The following is a 17952-nucleotide window of genomic DNA, read 5'->3' as shown; positions in this document are numbered from 1 at the left end:
GCTACCGGTTTTCTTACTACTGTATTTACTTGTAATCCAGTAATTGGTATGGCCGTAGGTGCGTCTATTGGTGCTTGTTTTGGTCTTTTTGCTGCTGCTGAAACTATTGAATCCAGTTATGATGTTAATTTCAATAGATTGGCTTGTACTATGTTTTTTGTTTCAGTAGGAATAATAACTGGTGCATTAGGAGGATATTTCGGATATTATGGAATTGAATATTATGATATCTATGATGAGTTCTCAATAATATCTGGGGAGCAATCAAACGATGCGATGTCTGTATCCGAAACGGAATTAAACGAGCTATTTAATGAAGATGAGCTAGTTATTGAGAATAGTGAATCAAGCATTGGTGAGGATACGAGCACAGATCTGGTGGCACAAAGATTCCTTAGAAATCTTCTGAATACTGGGCCCTGTTAATGCAGTTCAAAATCTCACGAATCATTATCAAATTCCTGCTTTAATGAATCAAATCTTCGTTAATTTACAAATTAAACCCATAAAAATTAGCGCGGATACAATCATTCAACACTAGCAAATTTGTAATATCTCGAAGAATTAGATATAACTGCTTTAATTCCAACAAAACAGCAAAATAGGGGGGGGGAATTCAGGTAATCTACCTGATAATCCATTTGCTATAGATTATTTTCTTTTTAATGAATATAAAAATGTTTTCATTTGTCCCAATAATGTTCGTATTCAAAAGGATAAATATGGTTATGATAAAATAAAATTGGCCAAACTGGGATTAGTAAAATTTAAAACCAGCAAAAAATACCGAGAACTACTACAAAAAGCAATAGACAAAAATGACCCACAGCAAAAATCAAACACATAACCATTAAAAAAGACAACGACAAATATTACGCTGTTTTTAACATCGAATGCATACACATTCCCGATAAAATAATCGGCCCAAAACAACAAATTGGAATAGACATAGGATGCGGAAAACTAGCTGTTTTCTCCAATAAACAAGAGATAAACAATCTTGATTTAACCAAAGAAACAGAAAAAATCATCCACTACCAAAAAATAATGAGCCACAAAAGAAAAAACTCAAACAGATACCAAAAAGCAAAAAAACTCTACCAAAAATGGATAAAAAAACTAGTACAAAAAAGAACAGACTACTATAATAAAATAACAACTTATATTGTTCAAAATTCCTCTTTTATCGCAGTACAAAATGAAAACATCATACTATGGAAAAAAATAAATATATATCACACAACTTACAATTAAACGTACCACGAACATTCATGGACAAAATAGAATATAAATGCAAATGGAATAATGTAACATTCATCAAAGTCCCAAAAGAATTCCCATCCACACAAATATGCAGCAACTGCAAAAAACAAAACATTAATATAAAAGGAATAAAAAATGTAGGAATAAGAACATGGATATGCCCAGAATGCAATACATATCATGATAGAGACATAAATGCTAGTATAAATATCTTAAATGAAGGGTTAAAAATCGTTGGAACGACGATGCAGTAAAAATTCAAAATAAAATACTATAATATGGTTTGCGAATCCCCGTCGTCTACACAGAGGGGAAGTTCAAAGTTAACTAATGACAAGCTTAAGAGGATAATATGGCATCAAGTAAGGGATATTTGGAATATATATTGGAACAGTTATCTGACTTGGATGATATATCATATAGGTCAATGATGGGAGAATATATTATTTACTATCGCGGCAAGATTATTGGTGGCATTTATGATGACCGTTTTTTAGTCAAACCTGTAAAATCCGCAATATCAATGATGCCTAATGCAGATATGGAATTGCCATATGAAGGTGCAAAGAAAATGTTGCTTGTTGATGAAGTGGAAAACAGGGAATTGTTAAGGGAATTATTTGATGCAATGTATGAAGAACTTCCGGCACCAAAGAAAAAAAGAAATTAACTTCTGAATTTGGACATTTTTAACATTATTTATTGGATATTTGTTTTTGATTTTATTATTTGCCTGTAGAGCAAAAAGTCATTATATTTTGTATAGTATGTGGGTAGCAAACTTTTAAAATGAATTTCTGAATCTATAAGCATTATCTTAAACTTAAAACAAATGTTACATCTCCGCTTCCTAATGTTTCTTTAAGCTGAGTGGAGTTGATATTTTCTATTTCTCCTATTTTTGTATAACTCCATGAATGAGTATTGTAAAATAGAGATATTTTGTTTCCCTGATATAATACGATGTCTCCGGATTTAGTATTTATATTTTCATCATTTGTTGGAAGGGTAAAACCTAATTCACCTATTTTTTCAAAATTGCCGTAATCTGTTGCATTGATGGTTATATTTCTTTTTTCCAATATTTTAATCAGTTCTTCTGTAGCAGAATTATTTTCTAATCTTACATTAAATGCTGTATCGTTTATTTTGAGTATAATGTGATCATCTCCTATGTCTGCACCGCTAACTGCGGAGCAAGTAAATAAACTAAATATAATTATTAAAGTAATTTTCTTAACAAATGACATTTATATCACCGTCATAGTACAATATCTCCAGTGTTTTGCTGTTGAAACTTACAATTGCTTTGATTAATTTGAATAGCAAAAGATTTCAATCATGTGCTATTCTTCAGGCTTATCAAAACCATAAGCTGATTGTTCGCTTAGAGGATATCCTTCTTTTTTTCCAAGATTCCAGTATTTCCAAACATAGAATTGAGATTATTGCAGTTCCATTTGGTGGAATCTGTTTCGTCACTTCCCATCATCACCTTCATTCCCAAATATGGAAATCCGCCAGGCCAGCCAAATTCTTCAAAAAAGTGTAAAAATAGCACAGCAGCTGACAATAAAAGAACTTTCTGCAGTGAATCAGTTACAAAAAATGCAACGGTTAAAAAATGGCTCCTGCAATATAAACGGATATATTATACCAATTATTTATTATTCTTTTCATTAATTTTCTCCTATTCAATTATACTATGATAAAGCGATTTTTCATATGATCGAACTCGATGAGATAATTCATTCATTATCAACATTATATCTCGCTGAGATATAAACTGTATGTTATAATATGCTTTTGATGATATAAATATATGCAGATTTAACTAAATACTACAGAAATGCATCTTAATACACTGTTAAAGTTTTAGGCGATAACTACAAACCTGTTGGAGCTGGCGTAACTGTCAATTTCAACATCAATGGTGTCTTCTACGAAAGACAAACTGATGCAATGGCATTGTTAAATTAAACATTAACTTACAACCTTGTGGTACATAATTACTTCAACATATGGACAAGCTGTCGCATCCAACAAAGTAACTGTAACTGCTTAAATTGGCGAGAAATTATAATTTAACTTCTCTCCAATTTTTTCTTTTTTACATTAGATAACAATATACTGGTTTTACTGTTTTTCAAATATTGGTTGATTATTTTAAAATTACCCTCATTTATTTTACCTGATTTGCTAGTTACTATTAATTTTTTTAATCATATATTCAATTAAAATGATGGTTGTGGGTGTTGGATTTAGGTTTATTTTCATGAATTAATTGGTGATTATGCAACATGCATTATAAAAACCAGCTGAAAAAATTCAATTTATTTAATTTTTAAATTAATTAAGGTCATATCATCAAATTGTTCTTGTTTTCCTATAAAATCATCAATATCATTTAATAGGGGGATTATTGGATCATTATCACTTTTAAATTTCTTGAAAAACTCTAAAAGTCTATCTTCACCATAGCATTCATCATTGTCATTGGTGGCATCAGTGATTCCATCTGTATATAATATCAATTCATTTGATAATGTTATTTCCTCAGTTTCATATTCAAAGTCTTCAAGAATTGCTAAAATAATTCCTGGATTAATATTCAAATATTTAAATTGCCCATCTTCTTTTATTAATGGAAGAGTATGTCCTGCATTGGAGAATATTAATTTTTTAGTATTTTTATTATAAATGCCAAGCCATAATGAAACAAACATTGCCTCGTGATTATTTTCATATAATTGATTGTTTATTAAATATAGAACTTTTGAAGGATCCCTTTCGTGGTTAAGGATTTGTTTTATCATGACTTGAGTAATCATTGCAAGTAATGCTGCTGGAACACCCTTATCTGATACATCACCTATTACAATAGCTAAATTATCATCATCTAATTCATAATAATCAAAAAAGTCCCCTCCAACTTCTTTTGCCGGATGCGAATAACCTGTGATATAATAATTTTCATTGTTAATAGCATCATGGGGGAGGTTAGCGTCTTGGATTTTTGATGCAATATCAAGCTCTGCTTTAATACGTTCTTTTTCACCTTCAATTTCGCGAATATTTTCAATATAATTGTTATTGTGATTAATCAAATCAGTATATGATTTGGCAAGTGTTCCAATTTCATTTTTTTCATTAAGATAATTTGAATACAATTTCACTAAACCTTCAGATTCAATTTTTTCATTTTCTTTGATAAATTTTTCAATTTCAGAAAATGATGAAATGGGTTCGATTACTTTTTTTTCAGTATATCTTAAAATAATCATTCCTGGAATAAATGAAAAAATTATTATTATGTCTGTTAGTATGAGACCTCCCATTACATATATCGTCAAATTAGCATCGATATCTATAAGATGATAAGTGAAATGAGAAATAACCATTCCCAAAAAACAAATGCCTAATATTATCATAAGAAACTTTTGAATAATATCTTCAATTATTGAATCCTTATCAGAGGATTCTATTTTATGTACAAATGGTTTTGTTAAATAGCCAAATAATAAAATTCCAATTAATATTGTTTCACCAAGCAGGATTTCTTTACCTGCATTTAATATCCTAGATATTAATGCTATTGCAGTAACAATCAGCAATGAATAAAATAATATTCTATATAATTTTTTATTCACATGCTTATTTGTTGTTTTTGGAGTTACTATAAAATCAATCTTTTTAGAAAGCCAGATACTTATGATGCCTGTGATAAAAGCAATATTAATAAAGTTCAAAAAAAATGCAATGGTTGTATATTCTTCCAGTTCAGTTGTAAAAAAATTAAATGAATATAAAGTTTCATGGACTACTGAAAAAATGAATCCGCACAGAATTATTATTGATAAAAATATAGTGAGATGATAAATACTGTCTAATTTAGGTTTTACAATTTTTTGGTTTCTAAAATCTGAATACCAAAGTTTATATGCCAAATATGAAACTCCAAAACTGTAAATAGATGAAAAGACTATTTCTATGGGTGTACATCCATCCATAAAGCTTGTTACAATATGTCCTAATACTCCACCTAGGGCACCATAGGGGCCAAGTAATAATCCAAAAACAAAAAATAAACCTATATGTGGACAATATAATCCCAAATCCAGAAACGCCTTTGATGAAAGAACTATCTCACAAATAATCATCAAAATAAATGGTACTAATATTTTTTTTATTTTTTCATTCATTATTCCACATTTTTAATAATTATTAAATGATTTTCATTACTTTCATAATGATAATCAATTTCATCTGCCATTTCTCTAGTTAAATAAATGCCTGCTCCTCCTAGTTGTGTCTCATCAACGCCATATGGAGGACCATGTTGCTCTTTTAAAAGTGGATTAAATTCAAACCCGTTGTCAATGAATTCTATGGTCAATCTTGGTTTTTCATATTCAATATTAACAATGATAAATTCTGTATTTGAATAATGCACAATATTGACAAATATCTCTTCAACAATTAAAGTAACTTGAAAGTCTTCTTTGGAAAGTTCATTTATAATAAACTCGTTTAAACGATCTAACTCATTTATTTCTGGTTGTAATAAAATTGAGTTCATTCTATCTCCAAAACCTTATTAACACCAGACAATCTAAATACTTCCATAATTACATCATTAGCATTTTTAATAATAAATGGGATATTGTCCGGTTTTAATTTTCTGTGAGTTGCAATTAAAACTTTAAGGCCTGCACTTGAGATATAGTCTAAATTAGCGAAGTCTAAGATTAAAGAGTCAAAATTTCCTAATTCATTATTAATTGATGCATCTAATTCTTTTGATGTAACACTATTAATACGACCTTCAACAGATAATGTTAATTCCTTTTCATTATAAGATTTTAAAATATTCATTATAATCCCACAATAATATATTGATTTATATTAATTTTAAACATTATGGTTTAATTTTTAGGAAAACCTCCATAATTTTAAAAAAGGATAATGGGTTGAGAATATAAATCTCAACTTTTAACTGTAATTTTATTTGCAACATTTGTTCCATTATAACTTGAAGTTATAATATACTCCCCAGGCATTAGGTTAATGTTTAACTTTGCCTGGCCGGTACTGTCAGTTATTCTATTGTAGAACACACCATTAACATTGAACATGACAGTTTGATTTTCATAAGCTTTGCCCTGACCATCAACCAACGTAGCAACAAATTGGTCTTTTGTACCGTACTTTTTGGTCAGATTCTTAGCAGTCAATACTGGCAATACCGTAATGTTGTTGGACACTCTGCAGTCATTGTATTCGGCGGTTATGATATAATCACCTGGCTGCAAGTTAATGTTTAACTTAGCAATACTGGATTCATTGGTTGTTCTTTCATAAATCACACCATTGACGTTGAATTTAACTGTTTTGCCTGCACCAACAGGATTGCCGTCTTCACCTAACATTTTAACAGTGTATTGTGAAGCATTTCTGTAGTATTTGGTAAGATCCTTGTTTTCTGTAAGTAAAGACAATACAATAATGTTATTTGCTGCATTTTCTCCGGTTACATTGTTCATTGCAGTGATTATGTATTCGCCTTGTTCTAGGTTAATGTTTAATTTTGCCTGGCCTTTTCCACCAGATACTTTACGATCATACAGTACACCATTGATGTTGAATCTAACAGCAGTACCGTCAGCCAATAAGTTACCTTCACTGTCAAGGAAGGTAGCATAATACTGAGTTCCGTTTCTGTACATTTTTACAACATCAGTACCATTAACAGTAGTAAGTATGGTAACAACGGATTTAACAGTATTGTTATCAACAGTAGTGGTTACATCATATGCACCGCTGTTTAATCTTAATGCAATGCTTGTTGTACCGTTTTCATCAGTGATTTTAGTGTAAGTCTTACCATTAATAGTAATCTCTACAGATTTATTTGCAATAGGATTAAATTCAATAGATTCATATATTTTCACGATAAATCTTTCAGAACCATCATAATATTTAGTTACATTATCTGCAACAATAATTATATTGGATTTTGGCATAACCGTAATCTTTACAGTAGTAGAAGCAGGAGCATATTTCTCATTTCCTTGGAATGAAACAGTGATAATGGCATTTCCCTTAGCTACAGCCCTAACAACTAGGGATCCTGACTCATCTAATTCAATAGTGGCAACTTTATCATCACTAGAATTGAATACAAGATTGCCTGCTTCAGGGGGATTTAATGTAGCATTAATAACACCAGTCTCACCAACAGTTAAGTTTAAGGAAGTAGGATTAACAGTTATGTTGGTAGGAATCGGGGTGGGAGCAGAACCATTTACATTCACATTAACACCAAGTGTTTCATCATCGACAGCAGCATTTACAAAATAACTGCCTTCAGTACTAGCAGAGAATTCTGAAATTAAACCAACATCCCCTTTGGTTTCAGTTAAAGTACCATTGCTTGATAATTTAACATTTCTTTTAGGTAATAAATTAGTTGCATCAGTATTTGTACCATTCCAAACAAATTTGGTTGTAATATTGGATTTTTCAATACTAAAAATTTCACTAGGCTCAGCAGTTACATTTAAAATGGCATAAACTGATAGCACATAACTTCCATTAATTAAATTAGCCCAATTCGGATTGTTTGAACCCCACCAGTTATAATTTAAATTAGGGTTAACACTATATATGTAAATTTCAGAGCCTATAGGTGCAATATTATTAACTAAAGCACAGTTATTCAGACTACCCTCATCATTGAAGTAGATTGCACCACCATTTGTAGTAGCATTGTTATTTATAAAGTTACTATTAGAAATAGTACCATTAGCACCGAACCAGTAGATTGCACCACCATTTGATTCTGCAGCGTTGTTTGTAAAGTTACAGTTATTTTCTGTTCCATTTGTTCCTTCCCAGTAGATTGCACCACCGTCGGTTGCTATGTTGTTTATGAAGTTACAGTTGTTTACTAGTCCATATGTTCTTTGCCAGTTGATTGCACCACCATTAGTTCCTCTGTTGTTTGTGAAGTTACAGTTGGTCATTCTTCCATGAGCCCCATACCAGTAGATTGCACCACCGTCGTCTCCGGTATTGTTAATGAAACTACTATTATCTACAGCACCATTTAAAGCATTATTGTCCCAGTAGATTGCACCACCATTAATTGAGGTGTTGTTTGTGAAGTTACAGTTGGTCATTCTTCCATTAACTTCATACCAGAAGATTGCACCTCCCCGTTGTGTTCCTGTGTTGTTTATGAAGTTACAGTTATTTACTGTTCCATTAGTAGAATTGTAATCCCATTGGATTGCACCACCACTATACTTTCTTGCTGTGTTGTTTATGAAATTGGAGTTGTTTATTGTTCCATTTGTTCCTTCCCAGTAGATTGCACCTGCTCTTAGTATTGCTATGTTGTTTGTGAAGTTACAGTTATTTACTGTTCCATCATCCCCATACCAGTAAATGGATCCACCATTATCCGTAGCATTACCATTTTTAAAAAGTATATTATTCAAAGTTACTTTTGTTGAATTAATAAAAAAAATCCTCGATTGACCTAAAGCATCAATAATATGCCCATTACCATCAATAGTTAATGTTTTATTAATAGATATTCCTTCAGTTGGAAATTCAGAAGTATATTTATAATCATTTTCTAATGTAATTGTTGAACCCACATCGGCATTATTAATCTTTTTTTGCAAATCAGTAAAAGTACCATTATCAGCACTTCTTTGAATTTCCTTATCACTTGAAGATATGCTTAAATCATATTCACTTACATTGTCTGTCATTAAACTTGAATCATAACTAATTGTTTCATTACTTATTTCTTCTGCACTAACAGTTGAAATAACAAATAAACAGACAAATATTATCAAAAATAAATATCTTTTTTTAAACAAAATTTTTCCTCCATATAAACTAATTGATATAATATAAAATTTTGTAAAAGATATTGATAAAATATATGATTTCATTCATTGAACCTCTCACCCTCTAATGGCAAGGTGGTTCATTGGGTCTAGGAATATATGCACTATAATCTTCTCCATCAATATTTCCATCTCATCCATTATCTTACAATTAACTTTTTGAAGTTCTTAATTTTTTATAACCCAATGCAACTGCCGTAGACAAGACTATAATGAATATTGCAAATATTGAATTTAGCAAATCATTCCATACAACATCTTTAAAAAAGTAAGAAATCAATATAATTAATACTGTTATAAAGAACCATTGCACTATATAAATTGTATTAATGTTGCTGCTCAATATTGTAGCTGTTTTAATGATTGCATCTGGTAGATATTTGGATATCCAATAACATAGACCGATTACGCCATGAGCATTAATTATACAAAATAGTGCATCCAAAGTATTCATGAAGTAATAATCATGTATATTAGTTGATAAAATGCCTCCCCATAATTTTGTAGAGACAAAGAAGTAAATTAAAGCAACTATAATATAAATTGGCCAAAACTTAAAGAAGACACTTTTATCTTTAGCTCGGATAAAATACTGTCCCCAAATATATCCTGCAACAGGGAAAATAAACCAATTTAATAATGGAAATGCAGTAAAATTACCAGTTGCCCCAATGAAGTTGGATAAAAATAATTGTAAAAGAGTAATGTTAGAATTCAGGTTTTTTAAAAATGTTCCAAGTAAAGACATTATAACTGCAATGATAATCAATTTTTTATTTGAAAGTTGAAATTTCTTTAAAATTCCCATTAATATAAACGCAAAACCGGCAAAACCCAAGATATCAACACAAAAAAGCAACAGTCCTCCTGCTATAGGAAATTCTCCAGCAGTGCTTGGTATAAGGTCTCCACTAAGAAAATGAGGGATGATAAATTCAAACATATTTACTAGAATGCCTAAAAGGTATAATTTTATTCCTCTTTTTACCATCAAATCCCATTTGCTGTGCCTGGAATAGACAATCCCAACACCCATGCAGAACATAAAAATGGGGGCTGCATAGGGCCGACCTAAGATACTACCGACTACAAATTCATAAGTTGGACTGAAAGCATTATTGAAATTTATCGCAACCCACATGGTGTGAAGGAAAATCATGAAAACAATAGACAATGTTTTAGTAATATCCAGTTCTATTTGCCTGCCAACATTAATTTTTTCATCGGAAAATAAATTTGAAATTCTCATATTAATATATGGAGGTTTGTTCATTAATTAATTTTTTGATTATTTATATATTGTGGTAAGAATGTCTAGACTTTTATTTTTATATAATTCATATGTCAAAAATTCAGACCATTAAAATATTTAAATAAAAATTAAAATATTTAAATAAAATATACATATTATATATTATAAGTAATTAGGGGAAATATTTATGGATAAAAACAACTCATTAATAGATAATGTTCAAAAAGATGAATCGGAAGTTAAAAAATCATTCAATGAAAATATTGTCAATAGTGAAAGATATCAATCATCTAAACAATATTTTGATGCTAAATTTCGTGAAGGTTTTGAATCAACGGTTTTAACTCCAGATTTAAATGGTAATCCTGCTGATGGAAAATTAAAAAACATGGCAGAAATTATTGAAGATAAAGATATTGATGATTTCTGTAATAAATATGACATAAGTAAAAACACCCTATTCTTGTCAGGTACTGTTTTAGCACTCAATAAATTTACATTCACTAAAAATACTTTATTAACAGCAATATCTAATGATATGTCTGATTATGATTTTGATAATGGTCAGTCAGGACTTTTTAAAACTGTTCCATTTATCATTTCTAATGAAGATAGGGAAATTCCTATCATTGATTTCATTAAATCTGTTGATAAAACATGGAAAACTACAATGGAAAATAGTTTCTACCCTTACTCTAAAATTGCAGAAAAATATCAATTAAATCCTGAATTCTTATATTCATATAATGAATTTTTACAATCAGAGGATATGGGCACTGACAACAAGTCTAATGTGTCTGAAGAATCATGTTGTGAGGATTCTGTTTCTAGTGTTTATAAAATTGCTTTGTTTGTGAAATGTTTTAAAGAAAATGTTGAACTGGAAATAGAATACAATAATCAGTTGTATAGTGAGGATTATATTCATATTTTCGCTAATTCCATAAAATCCATTTTAAATCAGTTCTTGAGTTGTGATGTCTCTAAATTTAGAATATGTGATGTAAGTCTGCAGCCCGAAAGAAAAACCCCCCAATTTGCCGAAGTTGAACTTCCATTCATTCATAAACGTTTTGAAAAGCAAGTTAGTGAAACTCCTGATGATGTTGCTCTTGTTGCCTGTGATGCTACATTAACCTACAAGCAATTAAATGAAAAAACAAATATTATTGCTAATGCTTTGATCGATAAGGGGATTAAACCAAAAAATAATGTTTTAGTCATGCTTCCAAGAGACAGTAATCTGGTTGCATCGATTTTGGCTATCTTGAAAGTGGGATGTGCTTTTATTCCAATTGACCCTGAATATCCTCAAGAAAGAATAAATTATATTTATGAAAACAGTGATGCGAATTACATTATCACTGAAAAATCTGGAAAAAATTCCTTGAGTATTGAAGAGTTGCTTTGTAATGGTAACCCTGAAAATCCTAATGTCAATATTGAACCTGATGATTTGGCTTATATAATTTATACTTCAGGATCTACGGGAAAACCTAAAGGAGTAATGGTTAGTCACAAAGGAATGTGTAACCAGATTACAGGAAATCCTATGAAAAATTTTGACAGTATTTTGACTATTTCAACAATTTCATTTATCATGTCCATAAGGGATATTTTAACTGGAGTAACTAACGGCATTAGATTGATTTTTGCCAGTGATTCTGAAGTTAAGAACATTTCAGATTTGATTGAATTAATCAATAATACACAACCTGAATCCGTAACAATGACACCTTCAAGATTTTTATCTTACTTGGAAATCGATGAATTTTGCGATTCAATTAAGTCTTTTAAAGCTATTATTATGGGCGGGGAAGCATTTCCTGCAAAAAAATTTGATGCAATTGAAGAATACACTGATGCGGTCATATTTAATGCTTACGGACAAAGTGAAGGTAATTTTTTATTCCCAGTTCCATTAAAGAAAATATCAACGGACAGCAATAACATTACTATAGGTAAACCCTTAGAAAATTCCATAGCTGACGTTAGGGATATTGATGGAAAACTGTTGCCTGATGGAGTGATGGGTGAATTATACTTTGGAGGACCTTCAGTTGGAAAAGGATATTATAATTTAGATCAGACAAATGAAGTATTCATTGAAATCAATGGAATTCCTTACTGTAAAAGTGGAGATCATGCGGTTAGAACACATGATGGCGAATTTATTTTTAAAGGAAGAATAGATAATCTGATTAAATTACGGGGATTAAGAATTGAACCAAGTGAAATTGAATATAATATTGGCTGCTATCCAAATATAAAAGAAAATGTGGTCGTAATTAGAGAAATCAATAATGATATGCATTTGTGTGCTTATTATACCATTAATGGGGAAGTTAATAAAAATTCTTTGAAAAATTATTTGGAGGACAAGCTGGTTAATTATATGGTTCCAACTGCATTTATGCAAGTTGATGAACTTCCACGAACTCCAAACGGTAAAATGGACATTAATAGATTGCCTGAACCAAAATTGGAATTTGAAAATGTTTCACCTGCAAATGACATTGAAAAAAAATTGCTGGAACTGGTATTTGAATATGCATATGATGAAAATTTCGGTGTTACAGACAATTTATATTCCCTTGGATTTACTTCATTATCATTAATGAAATTAAATGTGAGTATTTCAGAATCATTCAATATTAATTTAAATATCATTGAATTATTGAATAATCCTAAAATAAGATTTATCGGAAATCTAATTGATGGTAGCGAATCTGATGAAAAGTTAGGTGAATTAATTAAATCTTCAAAAGACATTACTTATTATCCGTTAATGGATAATCAACTGGGAGTATATTATGAATGCGTTCAAAATCCTGATGAACCACAGTATAATCTTCCATCCATTGTAAGATTTGATAAATCAATCGATGCATTAAAATTAAAAGAAGCAATTACCAAAACAATTGATGCATATCCTTATCTTAAAACAAGAATTGTCAGCCATAATGGTCAGTTAATGCACAAACGTGACGATTCGATACCTGTTGATGAAATTCCTATCATTGAAATAGATGAGATTTCTGATGAGGAAATTGAAAAAGAAAATGTTGAAAGATTTGAATTATTGTATAATCAGTTATTCAGAGCTAAAATATATAAAACCAATGATGAAACAATTCTGTTTTTTGATATACATCATATAATAACTGATGGTGAATCTTCAGGCATGTTATTTAAAAACATTGCTAATGCATATAATGGTGACAAAATAGAAAAAGAAGTCATTAATGGTTATATCTGCTCTTTGATTGAAGAAGAGGAAAAAAATACTGAAAAGTATGCTGGCAGTGAAAAATATTTCCATGATTTATTTACAGAAGATATGGATTCAACCATACTGACTCCAGATTTAAATGATGATGATGAATCTGGTGAATTAAAATCTTTTTCCAAAAATATTGATTCACAATCAATAAAAGAATTCTGTGCCGATAAAAGAATTTCACCAAACATTTTATTCATGGCCAGCACAATATTAACATTAAACAAGTACACATATACTGATAAGACATTATTAACAACCATATTCAACGGAAGACTTAATTCTAATTATTATCATACACAAGCATTTTTAGTTAAAACATTACCAATAGTCTCTATAAATGAAAATAGAAATATTTCCGTTAGAGAATTCTTTGAACAGATTGATGAAATTTGGAAAAATGGAATTAAACATTGTATATATCCGTATATTAAAATCTCAGATCAATTTAATTTAAAACCTGAATTTTTATATTCCTACAATGCTCTTGAAAATAATAAAATTGAATTGGATAATAATATATACGAAATTAATCATTTGAATTCTCTTGAAACTGATTATAAAGTTAGTTTTAATGTTTATGAGAATGAAGATGGTATGGAATTGAATGTTTTATACAATGATGGGTTGTACAGTGAAAAATATATTAAGACATTCTTGGACAGCATCATCGTTGTTTTAAATAAATTTACTAAATGCAGTTCTGAAGAATTGGAAAATGTCCTCTTGAAAGAAATTTCTATTGTTGAAAGGGATATCCCTAATGTTGATGAGTTAGAATTTGTCGATATTGGTGAAAGTCGCCTTAATAAGATGTTTGAAAAACAGTGTGAATTAAATGGAGACAAGATTATTTTAACTGCATCTGATGGTGAATTCACTTATAATGATTTAAATGAGAAAGCAAACCGTATTGCAAATGCTTTAATTAATAAAGGTATTGAAATTGAAGATAAAGTCATGTTTATCTTAAAACGTAACAGTAATATCCCAGCTTCAATTTTTGGTATTTTAAAAGCGGGTGCTGCTTTCATTCCTGTCGATTCAGAGTATCCTCAGGACCGTATTGAACATGTTTTATCAGACAGTGAATCAAAATTTATCATTGTTGATGATGTCATTGATAGGAGAGGTTTGGATTTATCTTCCTGTTCAGATAATCTGCTGGATATTGATGAATTATTAAAAGAGGAAAATACTTCTAATCCAACCGTTGATGTTTCTCCTGAGAATTTGGCATATCTTATTTATACTTCAGGTTCAACAGGTCTTCCAAAAGGAGTGATGATAGAACATAGAAACTTTGCCAATTATGTCTATCCACATCCGAGCAATACTTTTTGTCATGAATTAGTTTCAAATGCAGAAAATGAGAATTATAAAATGTTATCATTAGTTACTGTTGCATTCGACACATTTTTAGAAGAAATGCTTTTACCTATTTTAAATGGAGTTCCGGTTGTATTTGCTGATGATATTCAGATTAAAAATCCATTGGAGTTAATTCCTCTGATTGAAAAAACAAATGCTAATATTTTTGATGGTACTCCTTCAAGATTGTTGCAGTATCTTGAAATTGACGGGTTGAAAGATTGCATTGCTAAATTTAAAATATTTGTTGTTGGTGGAGAAGCTTTTCCAAAACATTTATATGATATTCTCTCAAAAGTGTCTGACGGCAAAATAATTAATAGTTATGGGCCGACAGAGACAACTGTGGCATGTAATGATAAATTAATCAATCAACCTAATGTTGTTTCTGTTGGAAAACCAGTACTTAATGTTTATGAAGAGATTATGGACATAGACTCCAATCCTTTACCGCCTAATGTTTTAGGGGAATTGTATGTTGCAGGTCATGGTGTTTCAAGAGCTTATCTCAACCGTCCTGAAAAAAATGCCGAAGTTTACATGACTATCAAGGGCATTAAATTTTATCGTAGCGGAGATTTTGCTAAATGGAATGAAAACGGGGAAGTCGAAATTCTTGGAAGACTTGATGATCAAATTAAACTCAGAGGTTTGAGAATAGAAATTGGTGAAATTGAATCAGCCATTAAAGAATTTGAAGGTATTAAATCTCTTGCAGTTGTTGTGAAAAAGATTAAAGGCAATGACCACTTATGTGCATACTTTACAGTTTATGAGGATATTAAAAATGATGGAAATGGATATTCTATAGATATTGACAAATTAAAAGAACATCTAAATTCAAAATTGACTTATTATATGGTTCCTACTGTTTATATGGAACTGGATGAGATGCCTCAAACATTGAATGGTAAAACTGATTTCAGGAATTTGCCAGAACCTGTTTTGATTACGGAATATGTTGCTCCTGAAAATGATATTGAAGCATTTTTCGCAGATACCTTTGCAGATATTTTATCTCTTGATAAAGTAGGAGTTACGGATAATTTCTTTGAAATAGGTGGAACTTCACTACTTGTAACTAAAATTACTCTAGCCGCTTTAAATAGGGGTTATGATATCAGTTATGCTGATGTTTTTGATAATCCTTCACCTCGTAAACTTACTAAGTTTATTTTAAATGATGAGGATTCTGAAATTGTACGTAGTGAAGAGTCTGATTATGACTATTCTAAAATTAATGAGTTGTTAAATGAAAATACTTTGGAAAATTTCATCAAATCAGGCCCTGATGATGATTTAGGTGATATTTTATTAACTGGTGCTACAGGATTTTTGGGCATTCATATTTTAAAGGAACTATTGGAAAATAATGATGGCAATATTTACTGTTTAGTTAGATCCAAAAGAAATATATCTGCTGAAGAAAGATTGAAATTTTTATTGTACTATTATTTCTCAAATGACTATGAAGAGCTATTCAATGATAGGATACATATTATTGACGGAGATATAACTCGATATGAAGATTTTGAAAAATTAAGTTCATACAGAATTGATACAATATTTAATTGTGCAGCTAATGTTAAACATTTCTCTTCCGGCACTGATATTGAAGATATTAATTACGGAGGGGTTTTAAACGGTTTAAAATTTGCCAAATTGAAAAATTCAAAATTTGTACAGATTTCAACATATAGTGTTGCCGGTGAAAGTGTAAACAATTTCCCTCCAGAGGATTACCTGTTTAATGAAAGAGATTTATACATTGGACAAGGTACTGAAAATCAGTACGTTAGAAGTAAATTTTTAGCAGAAAGAGCTGTTTTAGAATCTGCAATTGAAGATAATCTATCTGTTAAAATCATGAGGGTTGGGAATTTAATGGCCAGAAGTGATGATGGTGAATTCCAAATTAATTTCGAAACAAATGGTTTTATCAATAGACTTAAGGCTTTTGTAACACTTGGTAAAATGCCTTATTCCCTGCTAAGCAGTGCTGATGAATTAAGTCCTATTGATATGACTGCCAAATCTATTGTTGAATTATCCAAAACACCTAAAGAATGTGTTGTTTTCCATCCATATCAGCACCACACAATTTGTTTTGGAGACATAATAGATATTATTGAACCTTTGGGTCTTGAAATTGATGCCGTTGAAGAGGACGTGTATGATGAGTATTTAAATCAGGCTTTCAATGATAAGGATAAACAGGAGGGTATATCCGGTTTGATTACTTCTGCTGGGGGAGGAACCATGAAAAAAGTTTGGATTGGTGCTGAAAATGATTATACTATCCAAGTATTGTATAGGTTAGGAGTTAAATGGCCAATTATTTCAGAAGAATACATTTATAATTTTATCGAGTATTTAAATGATTTAGCTTTCTTTGGATAATCGATATTAGGGTGTTGGGCAATGTATGAAAGGAGATATAATCTATTAAAAAGTAAGTTTAATGAGTTTTTATTGCCTAGTTTACTTACTACGATGGCAAATAATGTATGTATATTTTCAGATGCGTTAATAGTAAGTTTTTTAATTGGCTCCTTCAATTTGGCTGCAATTCAGGTAGTTATTCCAACGGTCTCATTCATAGATATGATTTGCTGGGCTGTCGGATTTGGAGGCAGCATTCTAATGTCTTCCATGAAGGCGAAATATGATGATTTCAGTAGTAATGCGTATTTTACGGTTTCAATGGTTAGTCTGGTGGCGATTGGAATTGTCATTTCGATTTTGGGGCTGATATTCATAGATCCTATTGTTGGCATTTTATGTTCGGCAAATATGGAATCCAGCTCCCAGTTATTTCCTCTCGTAAAGGATTTCTTTTGTTTAACTCTTGTCGGATTTCCTTT

The 17952-nt window shown here is 30.5% G+C and carries 13 protein-coding genes; 6 read left to right on the top strand and 7 right to left on the bottom strand.

The annotated features are described in order from the left end of the window. The 4 genes from ACKI3Q_RS06530 to ACKI3Q_RS06515 all read left to right on the top strand — a co-directional run. Nucleotides 1-426 (top strand): hypothetical protein (locus ACKI3Q_RS06530; RefSeq protein ID WP_407415439.1); only part of this gene is annotated, 426 nt, incomplete at its 5' end. Between the two features lie 408 nt (nt 427-834). Then, nucleotides 835-1254 (top strand): transposase, encoded by a 420-nt coding sequence (locus ACKI3Q_RS06525; RefSeq protein ID WP_407415440.1) that lies wholly within the window; start codon nt 835-837, stop codon nt 1252-1254. A gap of 17 nt (nt 1255-1271) precedes the next feature. After that, entirely contained in the window at nt 1272-1517 is a 246-nt protein-coding gene (locus ACKI3Q_RS06520) for a zinc ribbon domain-containing protein (protein WP_407415437.1), read from the top strand. A 98-nt stretch (nt 1518-1615) separates the two neighbouring features. Then, nucleotides 1616-1933 carry a TfoX/Sxy family protein gene (locus ACKI3Q_RS06515; protein WP_407415435.1) on the top strand — a complete coding sequence of 106 codons (318 nt, stop codon included), beginning with the start codon at nt 1616-1618 and terminating at the stop codon, nt 1931-1933. Between the two features lie 142 nt (nt 1934-2075). Here ACKI3Q_RS06515 and ACKI3Q_RS06510 read toward each other — a convergent pair whose 3' ends face one another. The 7 genes from ACKI3Q_RS06510 to ACKI3Q_RS06480 form a co-directional block, all read right to left on the bottom strand. Then, a complete protein-coding gene (locus ACKI3Q_RS06510) occupies nt 2076-2513 on the bottom strand; it encodes a cyclophilin-like fold protein (protein WP_407415433.1) in 438 nt (145 codons plus the stop codon). A gap of 137 nt (nt 2514-2650) precedes the next feature. After that, a complete protein-coding gene (locus tag ACKI3Q_RS06505) occupies nt 2651-2836 on the bottom strand; it encodes a hypothetical protein (RefSeq protein WP_407415431.1) in 186 nt (61 codons plus the stop codon). A gap of 760 nt (nt 2837-3596) precedes the next feature. Further along, entirely contained in the window at nt 3597-5465 is a 1869-nt protein-coding gene (locus ACKI3Q_RS06500) for a SpoIIE family protein phosphatase (protein ID WP_407415429.1), read from the bottom strand. Then, a complete protein-coding gene (locus tag ACKI3Q_RS06495) occupies nt 5465-5842 on the bottom strand; it encodes an ATP-binding protein (RefSeq protein ID WP_407415427.1) in 378 nt (125 codons plus the stop codon). The genes ACKI3Q_RS06500 and ACKI3Q_RS06495 overlap by 1 nt, the downstream gene beginning before the upstream one ends. Continuing rightward, a complete protein-coding gene (locus tag ACKI3Q_RS06490; protein WP_407415425.1) occupies nt 5839-6138 on the bottom strand; it encodes an STAS domain-containing protein in 300 nt (99 codons plus the stop codon). Before ACKI3Q_RS06490 ends, ACKI3Q_RS06495 begins: the two co-directional genes overlap by 4 nt. Nucleotides 6139-6248: 110 nt before the next feature. Then, on the bottom strand, nt 6249-9155 hold the full coding sequence (locus ACKI3Q_RS06485) for an Ig-like domain-containing protein (protein ID WP_407415423.1): 2907 nt from the start codon (nt 9153-9155) through the stop codon (nt 6249-6251). Nucleotides 9156-9336: 181 nt separating this feature from the next. Beyond that, nucleotides 9337-10434, bottom strand: coding sequence for a heparan-alpha-glucosaminide N-acetyltransferase domain-containing protein (locus ACKI3Q_RS06480; RefSeq protein WP_407415421.1), 1098 nt, complete (start codon nt 10432-10434; stop codon nt 9337-9339). A gap of 190 nt (nt 10435-10624) precedes the next feature. On the opposite strand from ACKI3Q_RS06480, the gene ACKI3Q_RS06475 reads away from it, so the two are divergent. Next, nucleotides 10625-17488, top strand: a complete 6864-nt coding sequence (locus tag ACKI3Q_RS06475; RefSeq protein ID WP_407415419.1) for an amino acid adenylation domain-containing protein — start codon at nt 10625-10627, stop codon at nt 17486-17488. A gap of 72 nt (nt 17489-17560) precedes the next feature. Beyond that, a partial coding sequence (locus ACKI3Q_RS06470) for an MATE family efflux transporter (protein WP_407415417.1) occupies nt 17561-17952 on the top strand: 392 nt, incomplete at its 3' end.

This window comes from Methanobrevibacter sp., assembly GCF_045636185.1.
In the GTDB taxonomy this organism is placed as follows: domain Archaea; phylum Methanobacteriota; class Methanobacteria; order Methanobacteriales; family Methanobacteriaceae; genus Methanocatella.
Note: the sequence above shows the minus strand (reverse complement) of the source record. Positions and strands in the feature narration are given on the sequence as shown.

Coding starts and splice junctions, on each gene's coding strand:
- ACKI3Q_RS06495 (WP_407415427.1), bottom strand. CDS start 5,842: ATGAACTCAATTTTATTACAACCAGAAATAAATGAGTTAGATCGTTTA.
- ACKI3Q_RS06520 (WP_407415437.1), top strand. CDS start 1,272: ATGGACAAAATAGAATATAAATGCAAATGGAATAATGTAACATTCATC.
- ACKI3Q_RS06490 (WP_407415425.1), bottom strand. CDS start 6,138: ATGAATATTTTAAAATCTTATAATGAAAAGGAATTAACATTATCTGTT.
- ACKI3Q_RS06500 (WP_407415429.1), bottom strand. CDS start 5,465: ATGAATGAAAAAATAAAAAAAATATTAGTACCATTTATTTTGATGATT.
- ACKI3Q_RS06480 (WP_407415421.1), bottom strand. CDS start 10,434: ATGAGAATTTCAAATTTATTTTCCGATGAAAAAATTAATGTTGGCAGG.
- ACKI3Q_RS06510 (WP_407415433.1), bottom strand. CDS start 2,513: ATGTCATTTGTTAAGAAAATTACTTTAATAATTATATTTAGTTTATTT.
- ACKI3Q_RS06515 (WP_407415435.1), top strand. CDS start 1,616: ATGGCATCAAGTAAGGGATATTTGGAATATATATTGGAACAGTTATCT.
- ACKI3Q_RS06475 (WP_407415419.1), top strand. CDS start 10,625: ATGGATAAAAACAACTCATTAATAGATAATGTTCAAAAAGATGAATCG.